Origin of the sequence: Salinimicrobium sp. 3283s, from assembly GCF_039602225.1 — a bacterium.
GTDB lineage: Bacteria > Bacteroidota > Bacteroidia > Flavobacteriales > Flavobacteriaceae > Salinimicrobium > Salinimicrobium profundisediminis.
The window spans coordinates 1,552,745-1,576,862 of the sequence record NZ_CP143631.1 but is presented as its reverse complement, the minus strand read 5'-3'; the positions used below and the strand labels follow the sequence as shown (position 1 = coordinate 1,576,862).

General features: G+C 39.6%; 13 protein-coding genes. 12 read left to right on the top strand and 1 reads right to left on the bottom strand.

The window, feature by feature from the left end:
- Positions 1-4: 4 nt before the first annotated feature.
- The 12 genes from VS868_RS06880 (at position 5) to VS868_RS06825 (ending at position 23,100) form a co-directional block, all read left to right on the top strand.
- Positions 5-2,338, top strand: a complete 2,334-nt coding sequence (locus tag VS868_RS06880) for a family 20 glycosylhydrolase (protein WP_345599656.1) — start codon at positions 5-7, stop codon at positions 2,336-2,338.
- A gap of 59 nt (positions 2,339-2,397) precedes the next feature.
- Complete coding sequence (locus VS868_RS06875) at positions 2,398-3,588, top strand: PNGase F N-terminal domain-containing protein (RefSeq protein ID WP_345599655.1); 1,191 nt, start codon at positions 2,398-2,400, stop codon at positions 3,586-3,588.
- 29 nt (positions 3,589-3,617) lie between these two features.
- Complete coding sequence (locus VS868_RS06870; RefSeq protein ID WP_345599654.1) at positions 3,618-5,894, top strand: GH92 family glycosyl hydrolase; 2,277 nt, start codon at positions 3,618-3,620, stop codon at positions 5,892-5,894.
- Positions 5,895-5,901: 7 nt separating this feature from the next.
- Positions 5,902-8,109: a GH92 family glycosyl hydrolase gene (locus VS868_RS06865; RefSeq protein ID WP_345599653.1), complete on the top strand. Its 2,208-nt coding sequence runs from the start codon at positions 5,902-5,904 to the stop codon at positions 8,107-8,109.
- Positions 8,110-8,277: 168 nt separating this feature from the next.
- Entirely contained in the window at positions 8,278-11,691 is a 3,414-nt protein-coding gene (locus tag VS868_RS06860) for a SusC/RagA family TonB-linked outer membrane protein (protein ID WP_345599652.1), read from the top strand.
- Between the two features lie 12 nt (positions 11,692-11,703).
- Positions 11,704-13,563 carry a SusD/RagB family nutrient-binding outer membrane lipoprotein gene (locus VS868_RS06855; RefSeq protein ID WP_266069789.1) on the top strand — a complete coding sequence of 620 codons (1,860 nt, stop codon included), beginning with the start codon at positions 11,704-11,706 and terminating at the stop codon, positions 13,561-13,563.
- Between the two features lie 144 nt (positions 13,564-13,707).
- Positions 13,708-16,302 carry an alpha/beta hydrolase gene (locus tag VS868_RS06850; RefSeq protein ID WP_345599651.1) on the top strand — a complete coding sequence of 865 codons (2,595 nt, stop codon included), beginning with the start codon at positions 13,708-13,710 and terminating at the stop codon, positions 16,300-16,302.
- A gap of 243 nt (positions 16,303-16,545) precedes the next feature.
- Positions 16,546-18,891 carry a glycoside hydrolase family 3 N-terminal domain-containing protein gene (locus VS868_RS06845; RefSeq protein WP_345599650.1) on the top strand — a complete coding sequence of 782 codons (2,346 nt, stop codon included), beginning with the start codon at positions 16,546-16,548 and terminating at the stop codon, positions 18,889-18,891.
- Between the two features lie 13 nt (positions 18,892-18,904).
- Positions 18,905-20,335 (top strand): alpha-L-fucosidase, encoded by a 1,431-nt coding sequence (locus VS868_RS06840; protein WP_345599649.1) that lies wholly within the window; start codon positions 18,905-18,907, stop codon positions 20,333-20,335.
- A gap of 32 nt (positions 20,336-20,367) precedes the next feature.
- On the top strand, positions 20,368-21,006 hold the full coding sequence (locus VS868_RS06835; protein WP_345599648.1) for a copper homeostasis protein CutC: 639 nt from the start codon (positions 20,368-20,370) through the stop codon (positions 21,004-21,006).
- 28 nt (positions 21,007-21,034) lie between these two features.
- Positions 21,035-22,078 carry a sialidase family protein gene (locus tag VS868_RS06830; protein WP_345599647.1) on the top strand — a complete coding sequence of 348 codons (1,044 nt, stop codon included), beginning with the start codon at positions 21,035-21,037 and terminating at the stop codon, positions 22,076-22,078.
- 50 nt (positions 22,079-22,128) lie between these two features.
- Entirely contained in the window at positions 22,129-23,100 is a 972-nt protein-coding gene (locus VS868_RS06825) for a N(4)-(beta-N-acetylglucosaminyl)-L-asparaginase (RefSeq protein ID WP_266069798.1), read from the top strand.
- 154 nt (positions 23,101-23,254) lie between these two features.
- Here the strand turns inward: VS868_RS06825 and VS868_RS06820 are convergent, their stop codons facing one another.
- Positions 23,255-24,013 (bottom strand): YebC/PmpR family DNA-binding transcriptional regulator, encoded by a 759-nt coding sequence (locus tag VS868_RS06820; protein ID WP_266069799.1) that lies wholly within the window; start codon positions 24,011-24,013, stop codon positions 23,255-23,257.
- Positions 24,014-24,118: the final 105 nt, after the last annotated feature.

Below are 24,118 nucleotides of genomic sequence, written 5' to 3'. Positions count from 1 at the left end.
TATCATGAACTCGACAAGACCCCTCATCTTTTTAGTCTTTTTATTAATCTTGTTTGCATGCAATACATCCAATCAGGAAAGATTATTTACTGAAAAAGAAATTAAAATAGTTCCAACCCCGGCTCAAATGAAGTTAGGAGAGGGATTTTTCAGTTTTAACAAGAACACCACTTTGGTAGTGACCAGCGAGGAGGAGGAGAATTACATAAATCCGCTCAGGAATAAACTTGCACAAGCGGCAGGGCTTGACTTAAAAGTGGAAAAAGTGGCACCTTCAAAAAACTTTGTGCAATTTATCCTTGATGAAAATTTTAAAGGAGAAGCTTACCAACTTGAAGTACTCGAAGATAAAATCTCTATCAAAGCCAGCACTAAAGCTGGATTTACATATGCAGTTGCCAGTTTGCAGCAATTGTTTCCTGTTGAACTTGAAAGTAGTAAGTTATTAGAAAGTGTAGCTTGGCAGGTTCCCGTAATCACAATTGATGATGAGCCGCGATTTGTATGGCGGGGTTTAATGCTGGATGTATCCAGACACTTTTTTGAGAAGGAATATATTTTTGATGTCATTGATAGGATGGCATACCTTAAGCTTAATACATTTCATTTCCATCTGGTAGATGATCAGGGCTGGAGAATTGAAATTAAAGAATATCCAAAACTTACTGAAGTTGGTGCCTGGAGGGTTGATCATGAGGACAAGCACTGGGATGCTAGGCCTACGCCCCAGTTAGGGGAAGAAGCTACTTTGGGTGGTTTCTACACCCAGGAGGAGATCAAAGAAATAGTTGCTTATGCAGGGACTAAGGGAATTAATGTGGTTCCCGAAATTGAAATGCCCGCCCATGTTATGAGTGCTATTGCTGCATACCCCGAACTTTCTTGTCATGGCAACGAGATTATGGTACCTCCGGGAGGGGTATGGCCAATTACCGACATCTATTGCCCCGGTAAAGAATCTACTTTTGAATTTCTTGAAAATGTTCTTTTAGAAGTGATGGAATTGTTCCCTTCGAAATATATACATGTAGGTGGTGATGAAGCAACCAAAACCAACTGGAAAACCTGTAAAAATTGTCAGCGAAGAATGGCAGAAGAAGGTCTTAAGGATGAAAAGGAGTTACAGAGTTACTTTATCAAAAGAATGGAGCGTTTTATAAGCTCTCACGGCCGAACCCTTATAGGTTGGGACGAAATTCTTGAAGGAGGGCTGGCTCCAGGTGCTACTGTTATGAGCTGGCGTGGTACACAGGGAGGTTGGGAAGCTTCAGAGCAGGGACATGATGTGGTAATGACGCCGGGTAGCCATGTTTATTTTAACTTCTACCAGGGAGTTCCTGATACTGAACCTGTAGCTTTTAGCGGTTACACGCCTTTAAGCAAGGTATATAGTTTTGACCCGGTTGTAGATTCTATGTCTGTTGCTCAAAAAGAGCACGTGTTGGGAGGACAGGCCAATTTGTGGGCAGAATTTATTACGACAAATGAGCAATCGGAATACATGATCTTTCCAAGGTTAGTCGCTTTATCTGAAGTGCTTTGGAGCCCAAAAGAAAAACTTGATTGGGCCGGTTTTTCAGATCGTTTGAAAGAAAACATCCTTCCCCGTTACGATTATCAGGGAATAAACTATGCCAGAAGTTCTTTTTCTGTCACGGCAGATACTGAAGTTGACCTGACCAGCAATGTGGTAAAAGTCAAACTTCAGAATGAATTTCCAGATTCAGAAATAAGATATACCCTAAATGGAGATGATCCCGGAGCAGACTCAAAAATATATCAGGAACCTTTTGAGCTTTCTAAGACAGCAACAATAAAGGCGGGGGTTTTTGAGAATGGAAAGCAAAAAGGTCAAACATTCGAGAAAACTTTTCATTTCCATAAAGCAGTTGGGAAGGATGTAAGTTATAACCCGGTTTATCACGATAGTTACCAGGGTGCAAAAGAAGTAGGTATGGTAAACGTAATTCGTGGCAGTTTAAACTTTCATGATAAACAGTGGCAGGCGTGGCTGGTAGATGATATGGAGGTGGTGATTGATATGCAGAGAGAAGTACCGGTGAACAAGATTACTGTAGGTTCTATGGAGAACCAGGGATCTGGAATTTATTTTCCTGTAAAGGTGGAAGCGCTAATTTCAAAAAATGGTAAGGACTATACCAGCGTAGGTAAAATAGAAAGAGAATTTAGTCATAGTGGCATACCTCAATTGAAAGATTTTGTATTGGACTTTAATGAACAGGAGACAAGGTACATTAAAGTTAAGGCTGCAAACCTTGGCAAGACTCCGCGGGGAGGAAACGCATGGCTGTTTGTTGATGAAATTATAGTTGAATAAGATATAGGCATCAATAAAAGTTTTTTATCAACCAGTTTTAGAACTAGAAAAATATCGAAATGAAAAACATAAAAAGTCTTATTCGGGTTGGGATAATTCTTCTAAGCTTCTCTTTATATGGACAGAAGACTAAAATAGTAGAAGTCTTTAAAAACCAGCCTGTAAATTTCACAGGTATTGCCGGAGATACAGTTCATAATATCCGCTTACAGGATGGCCGAATAATTTATAAAAAAATCAAAGCGCCTGACTTTGAAAAAGGAACTGATGTTTTTGTTCATATGACCCTGCGTTCTGCCGGAGATACCTGGGATAAATCGGGTTCACTTTTTGTCATTACAGATCCTGAGAAGATCGATATTATCGATATTGCTGAAGGTAAAGCGAATTTACCGGAGGCTGCGGGAATACCAGGTTATCAGGGGATCAAAAAAGGAGGAGAATATAATCCAGCCCTTGAGATACTTAGGTTTATGACTCCTTTTGGAGTAGGTCATTACAGTGATGAACAAAAAAATCCCAGGATTAAATACAATAGGCCGGTTTATGTGCCCAAATGGGAAGAGGAAGTGAAATGGACAGAAGATATTTCCCACCTATCTACTGCGGTAACCGGTGAGTTTATTGTTGGAGTGTGGATAGATACCTGGACTTCAGAAGGATATCTCGTTGATGTTGAACTGGAGTATTCAGGAAGGGCCGCAAAGAAGAAAAAAGTGCTGCCCTTGGTAAATACTGTTTATTACGCTTCACAAACCCATCCAGACCTCTTTTCCGAAGAAGATCTTACAGTAGATTTTAAACTGCCCAAAAATGTCAAAAATGCAAAGCTTCATTATATCACCACAGGCCATGGTGGCCATAGTGGAGGGGATGAGTTTATAAAGCTGCATAATACCGTGAAGATAAATAACGAAATTTTAATTGATACCATTCCCTGGAGGGACGATTGTGCTTCTTTCAGGCGCTTTAATCCAACATCGGGGGTTTGGGTAAGAAAAGACACAGCTTTTGCTTACAATGAAAATAGAGAGAAAGAGTACATAGAAATAAAAGAACGATTAGCATCTTCAGATCTCTCCAGGTCTAACTGGTGCCCCGGGTCAAAGGTGTCTCCTATGGTAAAAAATATTGGAAACCTTCAAAAAGGGCAAAATCAACTAACAATTTCTATTGATGGTACTCCAATTGACGGGGATAAATTAAATCACTGGCTGGTTTCGGCCTATATCACCTACGAAGAAAATTAAATTTATTTTCAACCTGAAAAATTGAAATAATGAAAAAACTGGGATTATTACTTGCTCTTTTTTCTTTCAAGCTTTGCCTGGGGCAGGAGCCTGTGCAGTATGTAAATACGCTTATGGGAACAGATTCAGCCTTTGAACTTTCCAATGGCAATACATATCCTGCAATTGCTCTTCCGTGGGGAATGAATTTCTGGACGCCCCAAACAGCTAAAATGGGAGATGGATGGACCTATAATTATGATGATTATAAGATTCGGGGCATAAAGCAAACACATCAACCCAGCCCTTGGCTAAATGATTATGCAGCCTTTTCTCTTATGGCAGTGACAGGTGACCTCCAATATAAGGAAGATGAAAGAGCTTCATGGTTTTCCCATAAAGCCGAAATTGCCACACCTCATTACTACAGTGTATATTTAGCTGAGTATGATGTTAAGGTTGAAGTTGCACCTACAGTTAGAGGAGCACATTTTCAGTTCACTTTTCCAAAGGCCGATAGTTCTTACATACTGCTTGATGCTTTTTTAAAAGGATCAATGGTGAAAATTATTCCTGAAGAACGAAAAATAATTGGATATGCCAGGAACAATCACGGTGGCGTACCTGATAATTTTCACAACTATTTTGTGGCAGAATTTGATAAGAACTTTCAAATCACCCACACATGGGGAGATGAATGGACGCTTGATTTAGGTGCTACAGAAAAAGAGGGGCAGCATGTGGGGGCAATTGTTGGGTTTAAAACTGAGAAGGGAGAAAAAGTTAATGTTAAAGTAGCTTCCTCTTTTATAAGTTTCGAGCAGGCCCAACGTAACCTTGATAATGAATTAGCAGGGAAAAGCTTTAAAGATATTAAAGAAGAAGCCGAAGCTATATGGAATAAAGAATTGGGCCGAATAGAGATTGAGGATGATAATATTGATCATAAAAGAACATTTTATTCAAGTTTATATCGGGTTCTTCTATTTCCCAGAAAATTCTATGAAATAGACGGGAATAACGAGGTGGTTCATTACAGCCCGTATAATGGAGAAATTTTGCCGGGTTACATGTTTACAGATAATGGATTCTGGGATACTTTTAGAGCGGTATTCCCCTTCTTCAACTTGATGTACCCCGAGATGAATAAGCAGTTTATGGCAGGGTTAGCTAATACTTATAAAGAATCGGGATGGTTACCGGAATGGGCGAGCCCTGGCCACCGGGATGTAATGATAGGCTCTAATTCAGCTCCTATTATAGCCGATGCTTTTCTCAAGGGAAATGTTTATGATGAAGATGTAGATGTACTGTATGAAGCCATTCTTAAAAATGCAAATATTGAAGAAGGACGCCCTGAGTCTTCTGTGGGAAGAGAGGGACTGAATTTTTATAATAAACTGGGTTATGTCCCTTATGATGTGGGAATTAATGAGAATGCCGCAAGAACTTTAGAATACGCCTATGCCGATTGGACTATCGCGAAATTTGCAGAAAAACGAGGAGATAAAAAAACCTCCCGTAGATTTTATGAGCAGGCAAAAAATTATAAAAACCTGTTTGATTCTGAAACTAACCTAATGCGAGGCAAAAACAAGGACGGTAAATTTCAGAAGCCATTCAATCCGTTAAAATGGGGAGATGCCTTTACAGAAGGTAATAGTCTTCATTATACCTGGTCTGTTTTTCATGATGTCCAGGGGCTCGTTAATTTGATGGGTGGAGAAAAAGAATTTACCACAATGCTAGATACGGTATTTAGTATGCCCCCAGATTTTGACGATTCCTATTATGGATTTACAATTCATGAAATAAGAGAGATGCAAATCGTGAATATGGGGAATTATGCTCATGGGAATCAACCTATTCAGCATATGATATATCTGTATAATTATGCGGGTGAATCCTGGAAAGCTCAGGAAAAGATAAGGGAAGTCCTTACAAGGTTATATTCTCCAAACCCCGATGGATATAGTGGCGATGAGGATAATGGACAAACCTCGGCGTGGTATGTTTTCAGTTCTCTTGGATTTTACCCTGTTACCCCCGGAACAGACCAATATGTTTTTGGTAGCCCGTTATTCCAAAAGGCAAAGCTTCACCTGGAGAACGGGAATGTATTTACAATTTCTGCAGAAGATAATTCAGGTTCTAATTTTTACATCAACTCTGTAAAGCTTAATGGGAAAGAATACCACAAGACTTATCTAAGTTTAAAAGATATCCTCCCAGGTGGAGAAATCAAATTTAAAATGAGTGATTCACCAAACAAAAGTTTTGGGCAGCATGATAATGCTTTACCTTATTCCATGAGTCCGAAAAAATAACCCTACTATGAAAATCCGATTTTTTTTTGTTCTTAGTTTATTTTCATTACAAATTCTCCTTTCTCAGGAGCCGGTGGAATTTGTTAACCCTTTTATAGGAACTTCCAATTATGGAGCTACCAATCCGGGAGCCATTGCGCCACGGGGAATGGCAAGTGTTTCCCCATTTAATGTTGCTGGCGGCACAAACAAACTCGAGAAGGATAGCCAGTGGTTATCGAACCCTTATGTTCATGAAAATGTTTTTTTGACCGGGTTTAGTCATGTGAATCTTAGTGGGGTTGGTTGTCCCGATCTCGGGGTTATACTGGCTATGCCTACCACAGGTGATGTTGAGACAAACCATGAAACCTATGGTACAACTTACAAGAACGAAACCGCTAAAGCGGGATATTATGCTGTAGAACTGGATAAATATCAAATAAAAGCAGAAGTAACAGCATCTACAAGGGTAGGGGTAAGCAGATACACATTTCCAAAAGGGAATGCTAATATTCTTATTAATCTTGGATTAGGGCTGACAAATGAACAGGGGGGGATGTTAAAAATAAATTCCCCAAGTGAGGTAGAAGGGATGAGAACAGTAGGTTCTTTTTGTTATAACAATCCTGAAGCTTCTTATCCGGTATATTTTGTCGCACAACTATCTAAACCTTCAAAGGAATTCGGTGCATGGAAGAACCCTTATAACTATGAGGGGATGGAAGCACAATGGATGACTTATAATGATAAGGTAAGAATTAAAAAAGGGTTTACACGCGAAGTTGTTGGGGACAGTATTGGAGCATATTTTTCATATGATTTCCAGCAGCCAACAGAAGTTGAATTAAAAGTGGCGGTATCATACGTGAGTATTGAAAATGCCAGAGAGAACCTCCAGAAGGAAGTAGGGAATCGAAGCTTTAATGAAATATATGAAGAAACAAGAGATGCGTGGAATGAAAAACTTTCGGTTGCTGAGGTGGAAGGGGGAAGTGCTGAAGACAAAACGGTATTCTATACAGCTTTATATCACACCCAAATTCATCCAAATATTTTCAGTGATGTCAATGGAGAGTATCCTGAAATAGCCACCGGCAAAATAGGAAAAACAGAAGGTAGCCGATATACCGTGTTTTCATTATGGGATACTTACAGGAATTACCATCAATTAATGACCCTGCTTTATCCCGGGGAACAGACGGAAATGATCAATAGCATGTTGGCTATGTATGATGAGAATGGATGGCTGCCAAAATGGGAATTAAATTCCACAGAGACCTTTACAATGGTTGGAGATCCTGCTTCTGTAGTTATTGCTGATTCTTACCTGCGCGGTCTTAGAAATTTTGATGTAGAAAAGGCTTACCAAGCTATGCTCAAAGGGGCTACAGTTACAGAAAACAATCCTCTTCGTCCTGGAAATGCTGAGTATGTAGAAAAAGGATATTTAAGTGTTGAGAGTGGAATAGCAGGACCTGTTTCAACGACCCAGGAATATAATATATCAGATTTTGCTATTGCACAACTAGCCAAAGCCCTTGGGAAAAAAGAGGACTATAAAAAATTTTATAAACGCTCACTGTCTTACAGAAAATTGTATGACAGTAAAACCGGACTCTTAAGACCAAAAAAGGCTAATGGAGATTGGTATGAACCCTTTGACCCCAATGCCGGTGCAAATTTTACTAAAAATGTTGGATATATTGAAGGGAATGCCTGGCAATATGTTTATATGGTGCCGCATGATATCCGTGGAATAATCAAGCTAAAAGGAGGGGGAGAAAATTTCATTCAACAGCTGGATTATATATTTGATGCAGGTCATTACGATATGGCCAACGAACCCGATTTTGGATATCCTTTTCTTTACAACTTTGTAACGGGAGAAAATGATAAAGCTCAAAAAAGGATTAATGATTTACTTGATAGGTACTATTCTAATGCGCCTGCAGGACTACCTGGTAACGATGATACAGGTACCATGAGTGCCTGGGTAATTTATGCCATGATGGGCTTTTATCCAGTAACCCCGGCAGATCCAGTCTATACACTCTTTGCACCTAGGTTTAAAAAAATAACTCTTCATCTGGAAGATAACCATGAAGTTATGATAAAGTCTTTTATTAAGGCTGGGGAACCTCTAAAATATATTTTAATAGATGGGAAAAAACATGAAAACCTTTTCATTTCTCACTCCAAATTGATAGGTACATCATCAATTGAAATGTATTAAAAAACCTTTTAAAATGTGCAAGTCTATATCGTTTTCGAACCCAGGAAGTTGTTGAGCTATCCACCGCTGCTATTCGTCGAAATTCGATTTTTCCCTTAACACTCCTGTAACATTTGCAGTATATTTACTACATCTTGTAGACATTATTTAACCAAATTACAACAAACCATGAAAATCAAATTATTTATCTTGTTTGGTTTTGCGCTCGGGCTTTTTAGTCAGAATATGGTAGCGCAGGATCAGGCAATATCTGGAACTATTACAGACGCTCAGAATGGAATGCCACTTCCGGGTGTAACAGTTGTGGAAAAAGGCACCATGAATGGTGCAGTAACAGATATGGATGGGAATTACATGATTGACGTTCCTTCTGATGCTGTTCTTGTTTTCTCTATGGTAGGATTTACCACTAGAGAAATTACCGTTGGGAACCAAAGTACTATAGATGTTCAATTAACAGCAGATGTTCAGGCCCTGGAAGAGGTAGTGGTAACCGCTCTGGGAATCAAAAGAGAGACTAAGAAACTCGGCTATGCAATGAGCGAGGTCGAAGGGGGTGAAATTAGTAAAACCAACACGGTGAGTCCTGTGAGAGGTCTACAGGGGAAGGTTGCTGGTGTAAGTATTGGATCTTCAGATGGAGGATTGTTTGGAAATTCCAAAATCCAAATTCGGGGGATTTCCTCTCTAAACTCAAACAATAACCAGCCAATCTTCGTAATAGACGGAGTTATTCTTGAAAATTCAGTTGCTGATGAAGCGGCAGACTGGTCTGCAAGTGCGAATGACTACGGAAATATTCTTAAAAACCTAAACCCTGACAACTATGAAAGTGTATCAGTTCTTAAAGGTGCAGCTGCGACAGCTTTGTATGGTTCTCGCGGTATAAACGGGGTGGTAATTATTCAAACTAAAGATGGTTCTGGTGCTCGGGGATTAGGTGTCACCGTAAGCCAAACAGTCGGTATTGAAGACGTATACAGGCAACCCGCCTTACAGAATGAATTTGGTCCAGGAACACTTCCCGGATATGTAGGTTATGGAAGACAGGATTCAAATGGAGATTACTACAGGTTTAGCCCTGAATTCTATTATAATACTGATGGAGATCCTACTTTAATTAATCATGCAGGTGGTGGACTTAGTTACGGGCCAAGGTTTGATAGTAGTGTGATGATCGAAGATTATGACGGAAATCTTATTCCTTATGTGGCTAATGAGGATAACATGAAAGATGCGTACGACACTGGTTGGAACAGCAATACCCACTTTGCTATAAAAGGTGGGAATGAAAAAGCGACGTTCTACTTGTCAGATTCTTACAGCTATAGAACAGGTGTTCTACCCAACAATAGTTTTGATCGAAACACTTTAGCTTTTAGAGCAAGTTATGAAGTAGCCCCGTGGTTAAAAGCTAATGGTTCGGTAACATTTACTCAATCTGAGTCTAAAAATGCCAGAAATGATTTTTCTGAAATTTTTGCCTCGGGAGGTTTTGAAAGAATCTATAATACTAAAAAATATTCTCAGAGGAGATATTGGCAGGCCGAACATGGCGGAATTCCTAATTCTGATTATGGTGACGAATATGCTTATGCACCCAATGCAGGTTTATGGTTCTCCTTTAATACTGCAAATGCTGTGCAGGAAGAGACTGTGGTTCGCCCTGTAGTGAGTTTGTCGGCTTCTCTTACAGACTGGCTTACCCTTGCTGTAGAAGGAAATATGAATTACTATACCACCCGGTTCGAAGATAAAAATTTAGGAAGTGGTTTGGCAAATGAAGGTGGGGGATACGAATTAAACCATACAAGAAACGTGAGCAGAACAGGTAAGATTACTTTAAATGCAAATACCCAGATCAATGAAGATTTCTCTGCCCAGGTTTTACTCGGAGGAGAGATTTGGGATCAGGAAAAATCACAAAGTAATGTGAGAACAGATGGTGGACTAGTTTTTCCTGGTAAATTCTTTATTGATAACTCTAAAAGAGATCCAATAGGGTTTGCAAGTGTATTTGGAACTAAACAAATTAATTCCTTGTACTTCCTTACCAGTTTCGGATATCAGGATCAGGTTTTTCTTGATATAACAGGTAGAAATGACTGGTCTTCGGCCCTCGTATATACAGACGGTACAGGAAATAACTCTTATTTCTATCCTTCTGTTTCTACATCGTGGATATTTGATCAGACCTTTGAAATGCCTGAATGGGTAACCTTCGGAAAGTTGAGAGCTTCTTGGGCACAAGTAGGTAGTGATACAGATCCATACCTGATTAACCCTGGATACCAGATAGGTAGCTTTGAAATGGAGAATGGGAATTTTGTTCCCTGGAATAATATTTCTACTACCTTAGTGGATAGAAGCATTGAGCCAGAAAGAAAAAATTCATTTGAAATAGGTACAGATCTTAGGTTCCTTGAAAATCGTATAGGTCTAGACGTTGCCTATTATGATGAGACTATTAAAAATCAAATTGGTTCTGTTCCAATTCCACGGGAGTCAGGATATAATAATCTGTTTACCAACGTAGGAACACTTAAGAATTATGGATTGGAACTTAGTTTGACTGTTGATCCAATTAGAACAGAAAACTTTAGGTGGAGATCTACTTTTAACTACTGGAATAACACTACAAAAGTTACCGAGTTACATGAAGATTACGGAGAATATAAAGTATTAGGAGGTTATACCAACTATGGGAACTATCGAATAGGTTCTGTTGCATTTGAAGGTGGGGAATACGGAGTATTAATGTCTGATAGTTCTAAAAAGTTATGGCAGTCTACCGATGCAAACGGGAATCCTATAGACGATCCCCGTAATGGAATGCCTATCTTAAAATATAGTGATGCTAACCGTGGAGCTGTTTATACACGTAGTGGTGTTGTTGAAGAGATTGGTAAAATTCAGCCCGACTTTGAAGGCTCATGGAGCAATGAATTTTCTTATAAAGGACTTACATTGTCTGTGCTGTTAGATGCTCGTTTTGGTGGGCATATTGCTTCTTACTCTAGTAAATATGGTACAGCTTATGGATATTTAGAAGAATCGCTTGAGGGACGAGCTCCAGAATACGGTGGAGTAACCTGGACATCTGAGTATGCTGATACTCAAGGACAGGTATTTGAAGATGGTATTATTCCTGAAGGAGTATTTAGTCCTGGTCAATCAATTACTGCACCTGATGGGACAATGGTTAATGTGGGAGGTATGACTTTCCAGGAAGCTTTTGATCAGGGTTATGTTGAACCTACTCATGCCGGTTACTACCATTACTTTAATAATGCTTGGAGTTCTGGTGTTGTTAACGACGATTGGTTTACCGAATTAGAGTATATAGCTTTAAGAAACATTAGTATTGGATATAACTTCCCGTCTAGTATTAGCGATAAAATTAAAGCACAAAACTTGTACATTGGATTAAACGGACACAATCTTGCTTACTTGCATAATTCGTTGCCAAACGATATTCATCCTGAAGGATTTAGAGGTACTACAAGTTCTTCTTCTTTCCTGGAGAGGTCTTTTACTCCGTACACAGCGTCTTATTCTATGACAGTTTCTATTGATTTTTAAAAAATACGGTTTATGAAAAATACAATTAAATTAGCTTTATTTTCTACACTCATCTTTGCCATAGGATGTGATAAAGAAGATTTTGCAGACTTGAATAGTGACCCATCTCAGGTTGCTGAGCCAGAGTTGACGCTTTCAATGACTCAGGCTATTGAGCAGATGTATGAAAACGACTATACTACATGGTTCTATAATGCTTTTGATTACACTTATCCGTGGTCACAAGTGGTGACAGGAGGAGTGAATTCCGGGAATACAGAGCAGGTAGTGGAGATGGGTCCAAAGGGAGACCATAATATTTACTCTTCCCTAATCCCTACAGTGAGAGAAATTCGAGCAAGAATTGATGCTATGGCTCCTGGTGAACAAGAAGAAAGACGAGCCATGAGAGCCATGACTTATCCTATCCAGATTCTTCCTGCAATGACACTTACAGACCATTACGGTGCAATAATTTATAGCGAGGCTGGAATGGCTCCATACACTACTCCTCCTTTATTAACTCCTGTCTATGATTTGCAATCCGAACTGTTTAATATTTGGCTTGATGAGCTCGATACTGCTATTGTTGACCTTATGGCAGAGGATCAATTCGATGTGGGAGATCAGGATCTTATTTATGGAGGTGATTATAAAAAATGGGCTCAATTTGCCAATCTTCTTAAATTGAAGATCGCTGCAAGACTTGTAAATAAAGATAGGGCTAAAGCGATAGAAATAGTAGAAGAAGTTGTCAACTCTCCCGCAGGATATATGGATCAACTTTCAGATGATTTTCTTTACCACAAAGGTGTTGATTACTTTGGTACCGGGGAAGGTGTAGGTGTAGGTATGGGAGCAGAGAATTTTATTGATTTTCTAATTGAGAATAAAGATCCGAGGTTAAGAGTACTTTTTGAAAAGAACTCCTTTAATGGTGAAGTAGTACAGGCATTTTTAGATGCCGGTAAGCCATTACCGCCTTATGTCGCAGAATATGTTGAGACTGATTCAAATGGTGATTTTGCTGGTTGGTCTGGACCGGGTGAACCATGGGTGAGATACCACGGGGTTCCTCTTGCGCCTGATGCAACTATAGATGGTGACAATGATTTTTATTTTAATCAGAGCGTTAATAATAGAATTGGCGTTGATGGTGTAGAAAAAGTGTATGCTTCAACTTCAAATTTCAATGAGAGATTAGTACGTACCGCTATTAACTTCACCTACCCTACTAAGCCTGGAGGACGTATTCTGGAGGTTGTGGACAATTTCCCTTCATTGAAAGTTATTTTAGGATCATCGGCAGAGACTATGTTTTACCTGGCAGAATTTAAATTGCTTGGAGCAAATATTTCCGGTTCAGCTCAGGAATATTTTGATAAAGGTGTGGAACTATCTGTAAGAAGACTGGATCTAATGGCACAAAACAACCGTTATCCTTATTATGATGAAGATCCCGTTTATTTGGATTCTGAGCTTGCATCTGAGGGAAGTACAGCTCTGAGAGATGGTGAAATTCAGGCCTTACTGGATCAACCTGCCTACGATTTAAGCTCTGATGGTCTTGAAAAAATTTATATTCAACAGTACATCAATTTTGCAGCTACTCCTGGTGATCTCTGGACTACTGTGAGAAGGTCAGGTATTCCGGTAAGGAATAGTAACATCTTCCCATGGGATCCTCTTGTTGCAGGTGGAACTGAATTGGTTATCCCACGTAGATTTAGTGTAGAAATACCTACTGAAGACAACAAGAACTTTGAGAATACAGAGGCTGCTTACATTAGTCAGGGCTTCACCCCAGGATCGGTTAATCCACTTATTCTTAATGAGGAAAGAATTTGGTTTGATGAACCAAATCCTGATTATGGTGCAGGTCCTAAACAATAAAACCCAAACAGGATCAATCTAGTTGCAAATATCTACTAGTGTTTGAATTAGCAATATTACCAAGAGAATATTTGAAAACCAGATTATCATTAAAAGGGAATTTCTATTTAGAGGTTCCCTTTTTTTAATTCAAAAATAAACGAAATGAAAATAACACAATTACTTATATTCTTCAGCTTACTTCTTTCGGTGAGTCATTTATCTGCTCAAAAAAGAGAGGGTAATATTGTAGAATATTTTGGAAAGGAAAAAGTTGAAGATATCAATGAAGGAGAGGTAATCCATCTGTTTGAGGAAGGTTTAATCCTTTCAAGGAAGAGACTTCCTGCGGAAGCAAAATCAGTTCTAAGTGATCCACTCTTTGCAAATTTACTTCAGGATAAAACCATGGTTATCTCTGAAGGAGAAGAAGCTTTTGCTGATGTTGACACTAAGGCGGCTAAATGGGAAAAAATTGAGATAAGTGAAAACAGTGAATTCAATGATGATGGCTTTAGAAATGGCTATCTCTACCTGGAGTATGATTCAGGTTCAGAAAAGACAGTGATCTTTGAAGCTTCTGGGCATACAGCAGCCTTAATTAATGGCCTGCCTCACGAAGGAGATCATTATGATTTCGGCTGGAGTCTTATTCCCGTAAAACTTAATAAAGGGAAAAATGAATTTATTTTAACCGGGGGAAGATTTTCCCATATGCGTGCCAGATTACTTGAACCCAACCAACCGGTACAGTTTACCACAAGAGACATGACTCTGCCAGATGTGCAGAGAGAGGACAAAGAAGATTTAATAGGCGGAATCAGGATTATGAACAGCAATGATTCCTGGCTCAAAGGTGCTAGTATAGTAACAATTGTAGGGTCTCATCAAAATGAAACCAATGTACCCTCTGTTTCTCCCTTAAATGTGAGAAAAGTGCCTTTTAGCATTCCTGTTCCCGAAATTCTTCCTGTAGGTGATACGCTTAACGTACTTGTCCAGTTAAAAGACAGGAGAGGAAAAATAATTGATTCTACTAATATCGAGTTGGCAATAAAATCAAAATATGCCCATCATAAAAAAACCTTTATTAGCGATATAGATGGTAGTGTACAATATTATAGTGTTGCGCCATCACTTACAAAAGAAAAAGAACAGCAGGCTTTGTTTCTATCTGTTCATGGTGCCTCAGTAGAAGCTGTAAATCAAGCCAACGCCTATAAACAAAAAAACTGGGGCCATTTGGTGGCTCCTACCAATCGCAGGCCCTTTGGTTTCGCATGGGAAGATTGGGGGCGTTTGGACGCACTGGAAGTACTGGAGCATGCCGAGAATTTGTTAAAAACAGATCAACAGCACACTTATCTTACAGGACACTCAATGGGTGGTCACGGCACATGGTATTTAGGGGCTACTTACCCTGATAGATTTGCGGCCATTGCACCTGCTGCAGGATACCCCGATTTACTGGAGTATAGGCATAGCTTTGTAAGAAGGGCTGCAGAAAGACCTGAAGAATACTTTGAAAGGTTCGGTATGAGTAAATCTGAATTCCTTAAAAGTATATCTGCCGGATATGAAAAGGAATCTGACCGGTTAATGGATTCCATGGTTAGAAGAGCCGGAAACCCAAGTAGAACCCTGAAGCTTGAAAACAATTATCTTCACTTCGGAATATATGTGCTTCATGGGGAAGCAGATTCGGTAGTACCTACTTTTATCGCCCGTGAAATGCGTGAACGTTTAGGGAAATTCCACAATGATTTCGCTTACTATGAATATCCGGACGGTACCCACTGGTATGGAGATCATAGTGTAGACTGGCCTCTTATTTTCGATTTCTTTAGGGCGCGAAAAATAAAATCTCCGGAAGAAATAGATGAAATTGAATTTTCTACCGGTTCTCCGGGCGTTTCTGCAACTTCTCATTTTGTCACTATTTATCAACAGGAAAAGCCTTTTGAGATTAGCTCTTTTAAGTTTGATAAAGAAGACGGGAAGGTGTCTTTAGAGACAGAGAACGTAGAAGTTTTAAAACTTAATTTTAAGGAGATGGGTGTCTCTTCACTTGACACAATGAGTATTGACAATGAAATTCTCCCCATTAAAACATCAACAGAAAATGCCTTTTTTAGAAAGAATGGCGGTGTTTGGGAGGTTGCTTCCACACCTTCAGCTGCAGAAAAAGGACCACACCGGTACGGCGGATTCAAGGATGCTTTCAAAAATAACATGGTTTTCGTTTTTGCGACAAGAGGCTCAAAAGAAGAGAATGAATGGTATTACAACAGGGCAAAATTTGATGCAGAAAAGTTCTACTACAGGGCCAACGGGAATGTCGAATTAGTAAGGGATGTAGATTTTAGGACTGATAAATACAGCGACAGGAACGTGATACTTTATGGAAATAAAAGCAATAATGCTGCCTGGAACAGGCTTTTAAAGGACTCTCCCATTCAGGTTACAAAAAATAAGCTTCAGGTTGGAGATAAAACCTTTTCTGGGGAACAATGGGGTGCTTATTTCATTTTCCCAAGAAGAGATAGTGATATAGCTAGTGTAGGTGTGATAACTGCAACAGGTGAGAGAGGAATGAAAGGTGCATATGCCAATGACTATCTTGAGAACGGTACTTTTTTCCCCGATGTGATGATCTTTGACGATACAATGATGAAAAATGGTATTTCTGGTCTTAAGTATAGTGGGTTTTTTGATAATTCATGGAATATTGAAGGTGGGGACTTCTATTGGAGAGAATAATTGATCACTTTAAAAGGAATTGTAGAAGAATGCCTTCTGCAATTCCTTTCTTTTAGATTATACTTTGTAACCCACCATCGCCTTTCATTTTTATCAGAAAAAAACCTTCTTTGAATTTACTATTTTAGAGACCTCAGGTTTTAAGAGAGTAAAATATTTACGTTTTATAAAATTGAACTCCCAATGAATTTTTCTTTTTCCTACTTAACTATTATAGTTTTTTGCTTATGTATTTTTTCCCCAATGGCTGCCATAAACGCACAGCAGGTAAAAACAAAATCTATATATAAAGATCCTTCAAGGAGTGTTGATGAAAGGGTAAACGATCTTTTAAAGAGAATGACCCTGGAAGAAAAAGTAGGGCAGTTATCCACACTTTTGGGATGGCACATGTACCATAAAGTTAATGACCATACGGTAGAAGTAAGCCAGGAATTTAAAGATGCGGTACAAGATCGAAACATTGGTTCACTCTGGGGAACACTTCGAGCCGACCCCTGGACAAAAAAGACCCTGGATAATGGATTAAACCCTTTGCTTGCAGCCAGGCTTACAAATGAATTGCAGAGGTATGTCATTGAGAACAGTCGCCTTGGGATCCCTGTTTTTCTGGCAGAAGAATGTATGCATGGTCACATGGCTATTGGAACCACCGTATTTCCTTCGGCCATTGGGCAGGGGAGTACCTGGAATCCAGATTTGCTTTATGAAATGGCTTCTGCTATCGCACTTGAAACCCGGGTACAGGGAGCACATATTGGGTACGGACCTATTCTCGATTTGGCCCGTGAACCAAGGTGGTCTCGGGTAGAAGAAACCTTTGGGGAAGATCCTTATTTAAATGCACAACTTGGCATTGCGGTGGTAAAAGGTTTTCAGGGAGAGGATATTTCTAGTGGTGAAAACGTCATTTCTACTTTAAAGCATTTTGCGGCATATGGTGTTTCTGAAGGGGGCCACAATGGCGCTGCAGTAATCATTGGAGAAAGGGATCTTCAGAATTATCTATATCCTTTTGAAAAGGCTGTTAAGGCCGGGGCACTTTCTGTAATGACAGCATATAGCTCGATTGATGGCATACCCAGTACAGCTCACGATAGACTTCTGGATCAAACCTTAAAGGAAAAGTGGGGATTTGATGGATTTGTAGTTTCAGACCTGGGAAGCATAGAAGGATTAAGAGGAAGTCACCAGGTAGCAGGATCTCCTCAAGATGCTGCAGCTATGGCTATTAATGCAGGGGTAGATGCCGATCTGGGAGGTAATGGGTTTGATGCAGCTTTAATTGAGGCAGTAAAGAATAATCAGGTTTCAGTTTCCGTATTAGATGCGGCAGTAAGTCGGGTTCTTGCTTTGAAGTTCAGGATGGGTCTTTTTGAAAATCCTTTTGTGGATACCTTAAATATCAAGGAAAATGTTAGAAGCGAGAGACACAAAGCACTGGCAAGAAAGGTAGCGCAGCAATCCCTTGTTTTACTGAAGAATGAAGGCAATATTCTCCCACTCAACAAAAATGTAAAAAAAGTGGCCGTAATAGGTCCTAATGCGCATAATATATATAACCAGTTAGGAGATTATACCGCGCCGCAACCTGAGGATAATATTGTGACAGTATTCGAGGGTATCAAAAATAAACTTCCCGGGGCGCAGGTAACTTATGTAAAAGGAACGGCAATTCGAGACACCACACAAACTGATATTGAAGCCGCAGTAGAAGCAGCAAAAAAATCTGATGTTGCAATTGTGGTGCTGGGGGGCTCCAGTGCACGTGATTTCAAAACCAAGTACATAGAAACAGGGGCTGCAGTAGTAGAGGATGATAAGGGTATTATTAGTGATATGGAAAGTGGGGAAGGCTATGATAGAGCTACCTTACAGTTAATGGGAAAACAGTTAGAACTTCTCAAGGCTGTAAAATCTACGGGCACCCCTACTGTTTTAGTTACCATAAAAGGCAGGCCTTTGCTTTTAAACTGGCCCGCCGAAAATATCCCTGCTATCCTGGAAGCATGGTACCCCGGGCAGGAGGGTGGTAATGCCATAGCCGATGTACTTTTTGGAGATTACAACCCTTCTGGTAAATTACCAGTATCAGTTCCAAAATCTGTAGGCCAATTACCTGTCTATTACAATCACCTTGTTCCACAGCATCAGGATTATGTTGAAATAGACGCTCAGCCACTTTATCCGTTTGGTCATGGCCTTAGCTATGCTGGCTTTGAATATTCAGCGTTGAGTGTGAATGTTCAGGAAAAAAAGCTCCAAACCGTGGTTGACGTGCAGTTACAGGTGAAAAATACTGGAGCAGTGACCGGGGAAGAGGTGATTCAATTATACCTCAATGATGTGGTGAGTAGTGTGGTTACTCCTTCCCGACAATTAAAGGATTTTAAAAAAATCTCTATTGCTCCGGGAGAAAGCAAAACGGTTAAGCTAAGATTATTGGTTGATGATCTGGCCCTTCTTAATGTTCAAAATGAGCGAATAGTTGAAGCAGGGACTTTTGAAATTATGATTGGTTCTTCTTCTCAAGATATTCGTTTAAAAGAGGAATTCGAGATTACCAAATCAATAGAGTTAGAGAATTAAAATTGTTCAGGACATGAATAAAAGAACTATAAAAGCAATAATTTTAGGGTTGGTGTGTATATCATTATCCTATTCTGGCTACGCACAAAAAGATAATGTGCACCAGCGTTCTTCAGAGTATCAGGCCCCTGTAGATCCTTTAGTAAAGGCTAAACTGGAAGATTGGCGTGATCAAAAGTTTGGAATTTTGATCCACTGGGGAATATACTCTGTCCCAGGTATCATTGAGTCATGGTCAATTTGTTCTGAAGACTGGATAGAAAGGGATAGTACAATCGCTTATAACGACTACAAGAAGTGGTACTGGAATTTGGAAAAAGTCTTTAATCCAGTGAATTTTGATCCAGATCAATGGGCTGAAGCGGCTGAGTCTGCAGGAATGAAATATTTGGTTTTTACTACCAAGCATCATGATGGCTTCAATATGTTTGATACTCAGCAAACAGATTATAAAATAACTGCCGGGCCTTTTAAGAATCATCCCAAAGCGAACGTAACAAAGCACATTTTTGAAGCCTTCAGAAAAAAAGATTTTATGATTGGAGCCTATTTCTCTAAGCCCGACTGGCATTCGCAATATTATTGGTGGGATAAATATGCCACTCCAAACAGAAATAATAATTATGATATTAATAGATATCCCTGGAGATGGAACAAGTTTAAAGAATTCACTTTTAATCAGCTCAATGAGTTAATGACCGATTATGGTTCTATTGATGTTTTGTGGCTTGATGGAGGGTGGGTTAGACCCAAAGAAACGGTTAATGATGAAGTAAGGGCCTGGGGGGCACCAATTCCCGAATGGAGCCAGGATATTGATATGGACAAGATCGCTGCAATGGCAAGGGAGGCACAGCCAGGAATTATTTTTGCTGACAGAACCGTGCACGGGCCATATGAGAATTATCAGACTCCAGAAAGAAAGATTCCCGATGAAAAGCTGGAGGATCCATGGGAGAGCTGTCTTCCTTTAGGAGATAATTGGGGATATGTTCCTAATGACAATTTTAAAACATCAGAAGAGGTTATCCACAACCTGGTTGAAGTTGTCGCTAAAGGTGGTAACATGTTATTGGGAATTGGTCCAAAATCTGATGGAACTTTTCCTCTGGACGCAGTTGCTGTTCTGGAGGAAATTGGGGAGTGGCTGGAAAAGAGCGGGGAGGCTATTTATAGTACCCGAACCCTTGGCTATTACAAAGACGGTACTACTTATTTCACCCAGAAAGAAGGTAAAAAATATGCCATTGTTTTGGTGAAAAAGGAGAAAGAAGCCCCCAAGATGGTTTCATGGAAAGGAAACCTGCCAAAAAAGGGTAGTAAACTTACGTTATTAGAGACCGGAGAAGTACTAAAATGGCAAATAAAGAATAATGAGGTTATCGTGAATTTACCTTCTGATTATGAACAAGTAACACCAGCACTGGCTTTTTCTTTCAATTAAATAACTTAAAGTCTGTTAAAACCGAAGATAAAATGAGTTTTATTAAAGAAGCATGTGTTGAAAATCTTCAGCAGGCGATCATCGCAGAAAAACAGGGAGCAGACAGACTGGAATTATGTACAGATCTTGAAATGGATGGTCTAACACCTTCGAATGATCTTATTTTAAAAATAAAAGAGCACATAAAAATACCGGTCCACGTGATGATTCGGCCTCGTGCCGGAAACTTTGTGTACAGTGTACAGAAAATTGATGAGATGAAAGCTTCAATAGCTTTTTGTAAGCTAGTAGGGGTAGAGGGTGTGGTTTTTGGAATATTAAATAATGATAACACCTTGAATCTGGATAAACTAAGGGAGCTTACGGACTATTCCCAACCGTTGAAGGTAGTTATACATAAAGCTATAGATGATACTCCCAATCCTTTGCAGGCTTGCAAGGAGTTAGCAGATATTAATGGTGTCACAACAATACTATCTTCAGGAGGTGAAATTACGGCTTTAGAAGGTATGGAGGTGCTTAGGGAAATGATTAAGATTTCTTCTGAAATTGAAATCATGCCGGCCGGGAAGATTACTAAATCTAATGTTCATGAATTACATGAACTAATTGGAGCCAGGGCTTACCACGGCCGATTGATCGTAGGAAGCCTTGAAGGGCTAGCCCAATAATTAGAAGGATTCAAATTTATTGTAAATAATGAGTATTAATTTTTTCACCTTTAGGCTGTTTTTTCTGATAATATGCACCGGGATGTGGGCTCAAAATGAAAATAGTACCCTTACGGTTTTAGAAGAAGGATTTATTTTTGAGAAAGCAGAATTTCCTCAATGCCATGCTTCAACTATGGAAGTACTTGAAAATGGCGAAATTATTGCTGCCTGGTTTGGGGGAGAATATGAACGGCATCCTGAAGTGAGTATCTACACCAGTATTAAATCGGGATTGGGATGGTCATCACCCCGTAAAGTGGCAGATGGAATAGTGAATGATTCCCTCAGCTACCCCACCTGGAATCCTGTTCTGTTCAAAACGAAATCCAAAAAATTGTTTCTGTTTTACAAAGTGGGGCCTTCCCCTTCACAGTGGTGGGGCATGTATAAAGTTTCGCATGATAACGGCAATACGTGGTCACAACCGGTGAGGCTCCCCGATAATATTCTGGGGCCTATTAGAAATAAACCTTTACAGATAGGTAACAGGATAATAAGCCCTTCCAGTGTGGAGAGTACAGATGGTAAAATCTGGCAATCACATGTGGAAATTTCCGAAGACGACGGTGAAACCTGGCGAAAAGTACCCATAGATTCAATTTCTGATTTCAAAACAATTCAGCCTGCTATTATTCAATATAATGGCGTATTAAAAGCGTTTTTCCGAAGTGATCAGGATGTTCTAATGGAGAGTTTGAGTAAAGATCTTGGAGAGAGCTGGACAAAACTGGAAAAAACATCTATTGCAAATCCTAATTCAGGAGTTGATGCTGTCACCTTAGCTAATGGTCATCATTTATTGGTATACAACCCCTTAAAGAGCGGTAAAGACTGGCATAACGGGCGTAATAAACTTATTGTGGCCATATCATTGAATGGAGAGGATTGGGAGCCTGTTCTAAAACTTGAAGACAGGAGTGAAGGAGAATATAGCTACCCTGCTATAATACAGGATAATAATGGGGATATTCACATTACATACACCTATGAGCGTGAAAGAATAAAATACGTAAAACTAAGATTAAATTAGTAAGATTGTTACTATAAAATGATCAGTAAATATTTACCTAAGAGAACATTATGAAAAGGAGAAATTTCCTAACAAAAGTTAGTGCAGCCGGTGTTGGTCTGCCATTAATCAACGCAAATGTATTTATGGACCTGCCTCTTTTTGAAAATAAAACAGCATCAGGACCCATTAGTGTTACCACCTGGAATTTTGCCGAGGCTAATCGCACTGCAGGAGAGTTGTTGAGCAAAGGTGCATCTGCCCTTGATGCTGTAGAACAGGGAGTACGCGTTGAGGAGTCAAATATTAAAAATCAAACTGTTGGAAAGGGAGGAGCGCCAGACAGGGATGGAAACGTGACACTTGATGCCTGTATCATGGCCCCTAATGGAAATTTTGGAAGTGTTTGTTTTCTTGAGAATATAGAACACCCTGTCTCTGTAGCACGAAAAGTTATGGAAGAGACTCCACACAATATGCTGGTTGGTGAAGGAGCATATCAATTTGCTATAAAACAGGGTTTCGAACCAGTAAATCTTTTAACACCGGAATCAGAAGCTAATTGGAAAAAATGGCTTGAAGAAAAGGAGTATAGACCAATAATAAATATCGAAAATCACGATACTATTGGGATGCTTTGTCTTGATGAAAAGGGAGATATAGCAGGAGCCTGTACTACTTCTGGCCTGGCTTATAAAATGAGAGGTAGGGTGGGAGATTCGCCCATTATTGGTTCAGGTCTTTTTATTGATAATGAAGTAGGAGGAGCAGTGGCCACAGGCCTTGGAGAAGAGATCCTTAAGAATGTAAGTACCTTTCTCATAGTTGAACTTATGCGTTCAGGGAAAAGTCCTCAGGAAGCTTGTGAGATTGCTATGGATAGAATAATCAAAAAGAATCCTGATTATAAGAATTTCCAGGTAGCATTTATTGCCCTTAATAAAAAAGGGGAAGTTGGTTCTTTCTGTATACATCCCGGATTTACTTATCTCAAATACAAGAATTCAGAAAATACAGAACTTAAAAGCAAAACTTATTTGTAGTTGTTTAAAGTTAAATCATTAGATGAGAACTAAAATTCATACAACCTAAAAATCAGATAAGCTTTTTATAGCTAGAAGAAGCTGTGTATAGTTTTCTTGATAAGTGAAACGTAACGGTTTTTTATGTTGATAAAAGAAAATGCAGGTAAGTCCACTAACCTCTATTGATCTCCTCCAGAAGCTCATCGGTTAATTCGAGGTTGTGGTAAACGTCCTGCACGTCGTCATCTTCTTCAAATTTTTCAGTAAGTTCAATAATTTTAGTAGCTTCCTGGATCGGTAGTTCTACGGTATTTAGGGGTATGCGTTGGAGCCCTGCATTTTTTGGCTCCACGCCTAACTCTTCCAGTTTGGCATTCATGGCGCCAAAATCAGTAAAATCTGTATATACATATACTAGATCCTCTTCTTTTTCTATCGTGGTGGCTCCTCCCTCTATGAGTGACAGTTCGAATTCTTCCATGCTTGAGGTTACAGACTTACGGTCAATGCTGAAGACACCTTTCCTGTCAAAAAGGAACTCCAGGGAACCGTTGGTGCCAAGGCTGCCTCCATTTTTAGAAAAGATCGACCTGACCGAAGCCACAGTGCGATTTGTATTGTCTGTAGTACATTCAATAAAAAATGCGATCCCATGCGGGCCATAGCCTTCAAAGGTTACAAGTTCAAAATTGTCGGCCTCTGCCCCACTTGCCTTCTTTATAGCACGCTCAATAGTGTCTTTAGGCATATTGACTCCCTTGGCATTAGAAATGGCATTACGAAGTGCGGGATTGGCTTCAGGGTCTGGGCCTCCACCCTCTTTAACAGCTACGCTGATTTCCTTGATCGCACGAGTGAATTGTTTTGCTCGTTTTTTATCCTGGGCTCCTTTGCGGTGTTTGATATTCGCCCATTTGCTATGTCCGGCCATTCAATTAGTCTTTAGTCGTTAGACGGTAGTCTGTAGTCTGTAGAAAATTTTTACCGTTTTGGATTAGAGATCTACAAATTTATAAAATTTGTGTCCGGGCTCAAA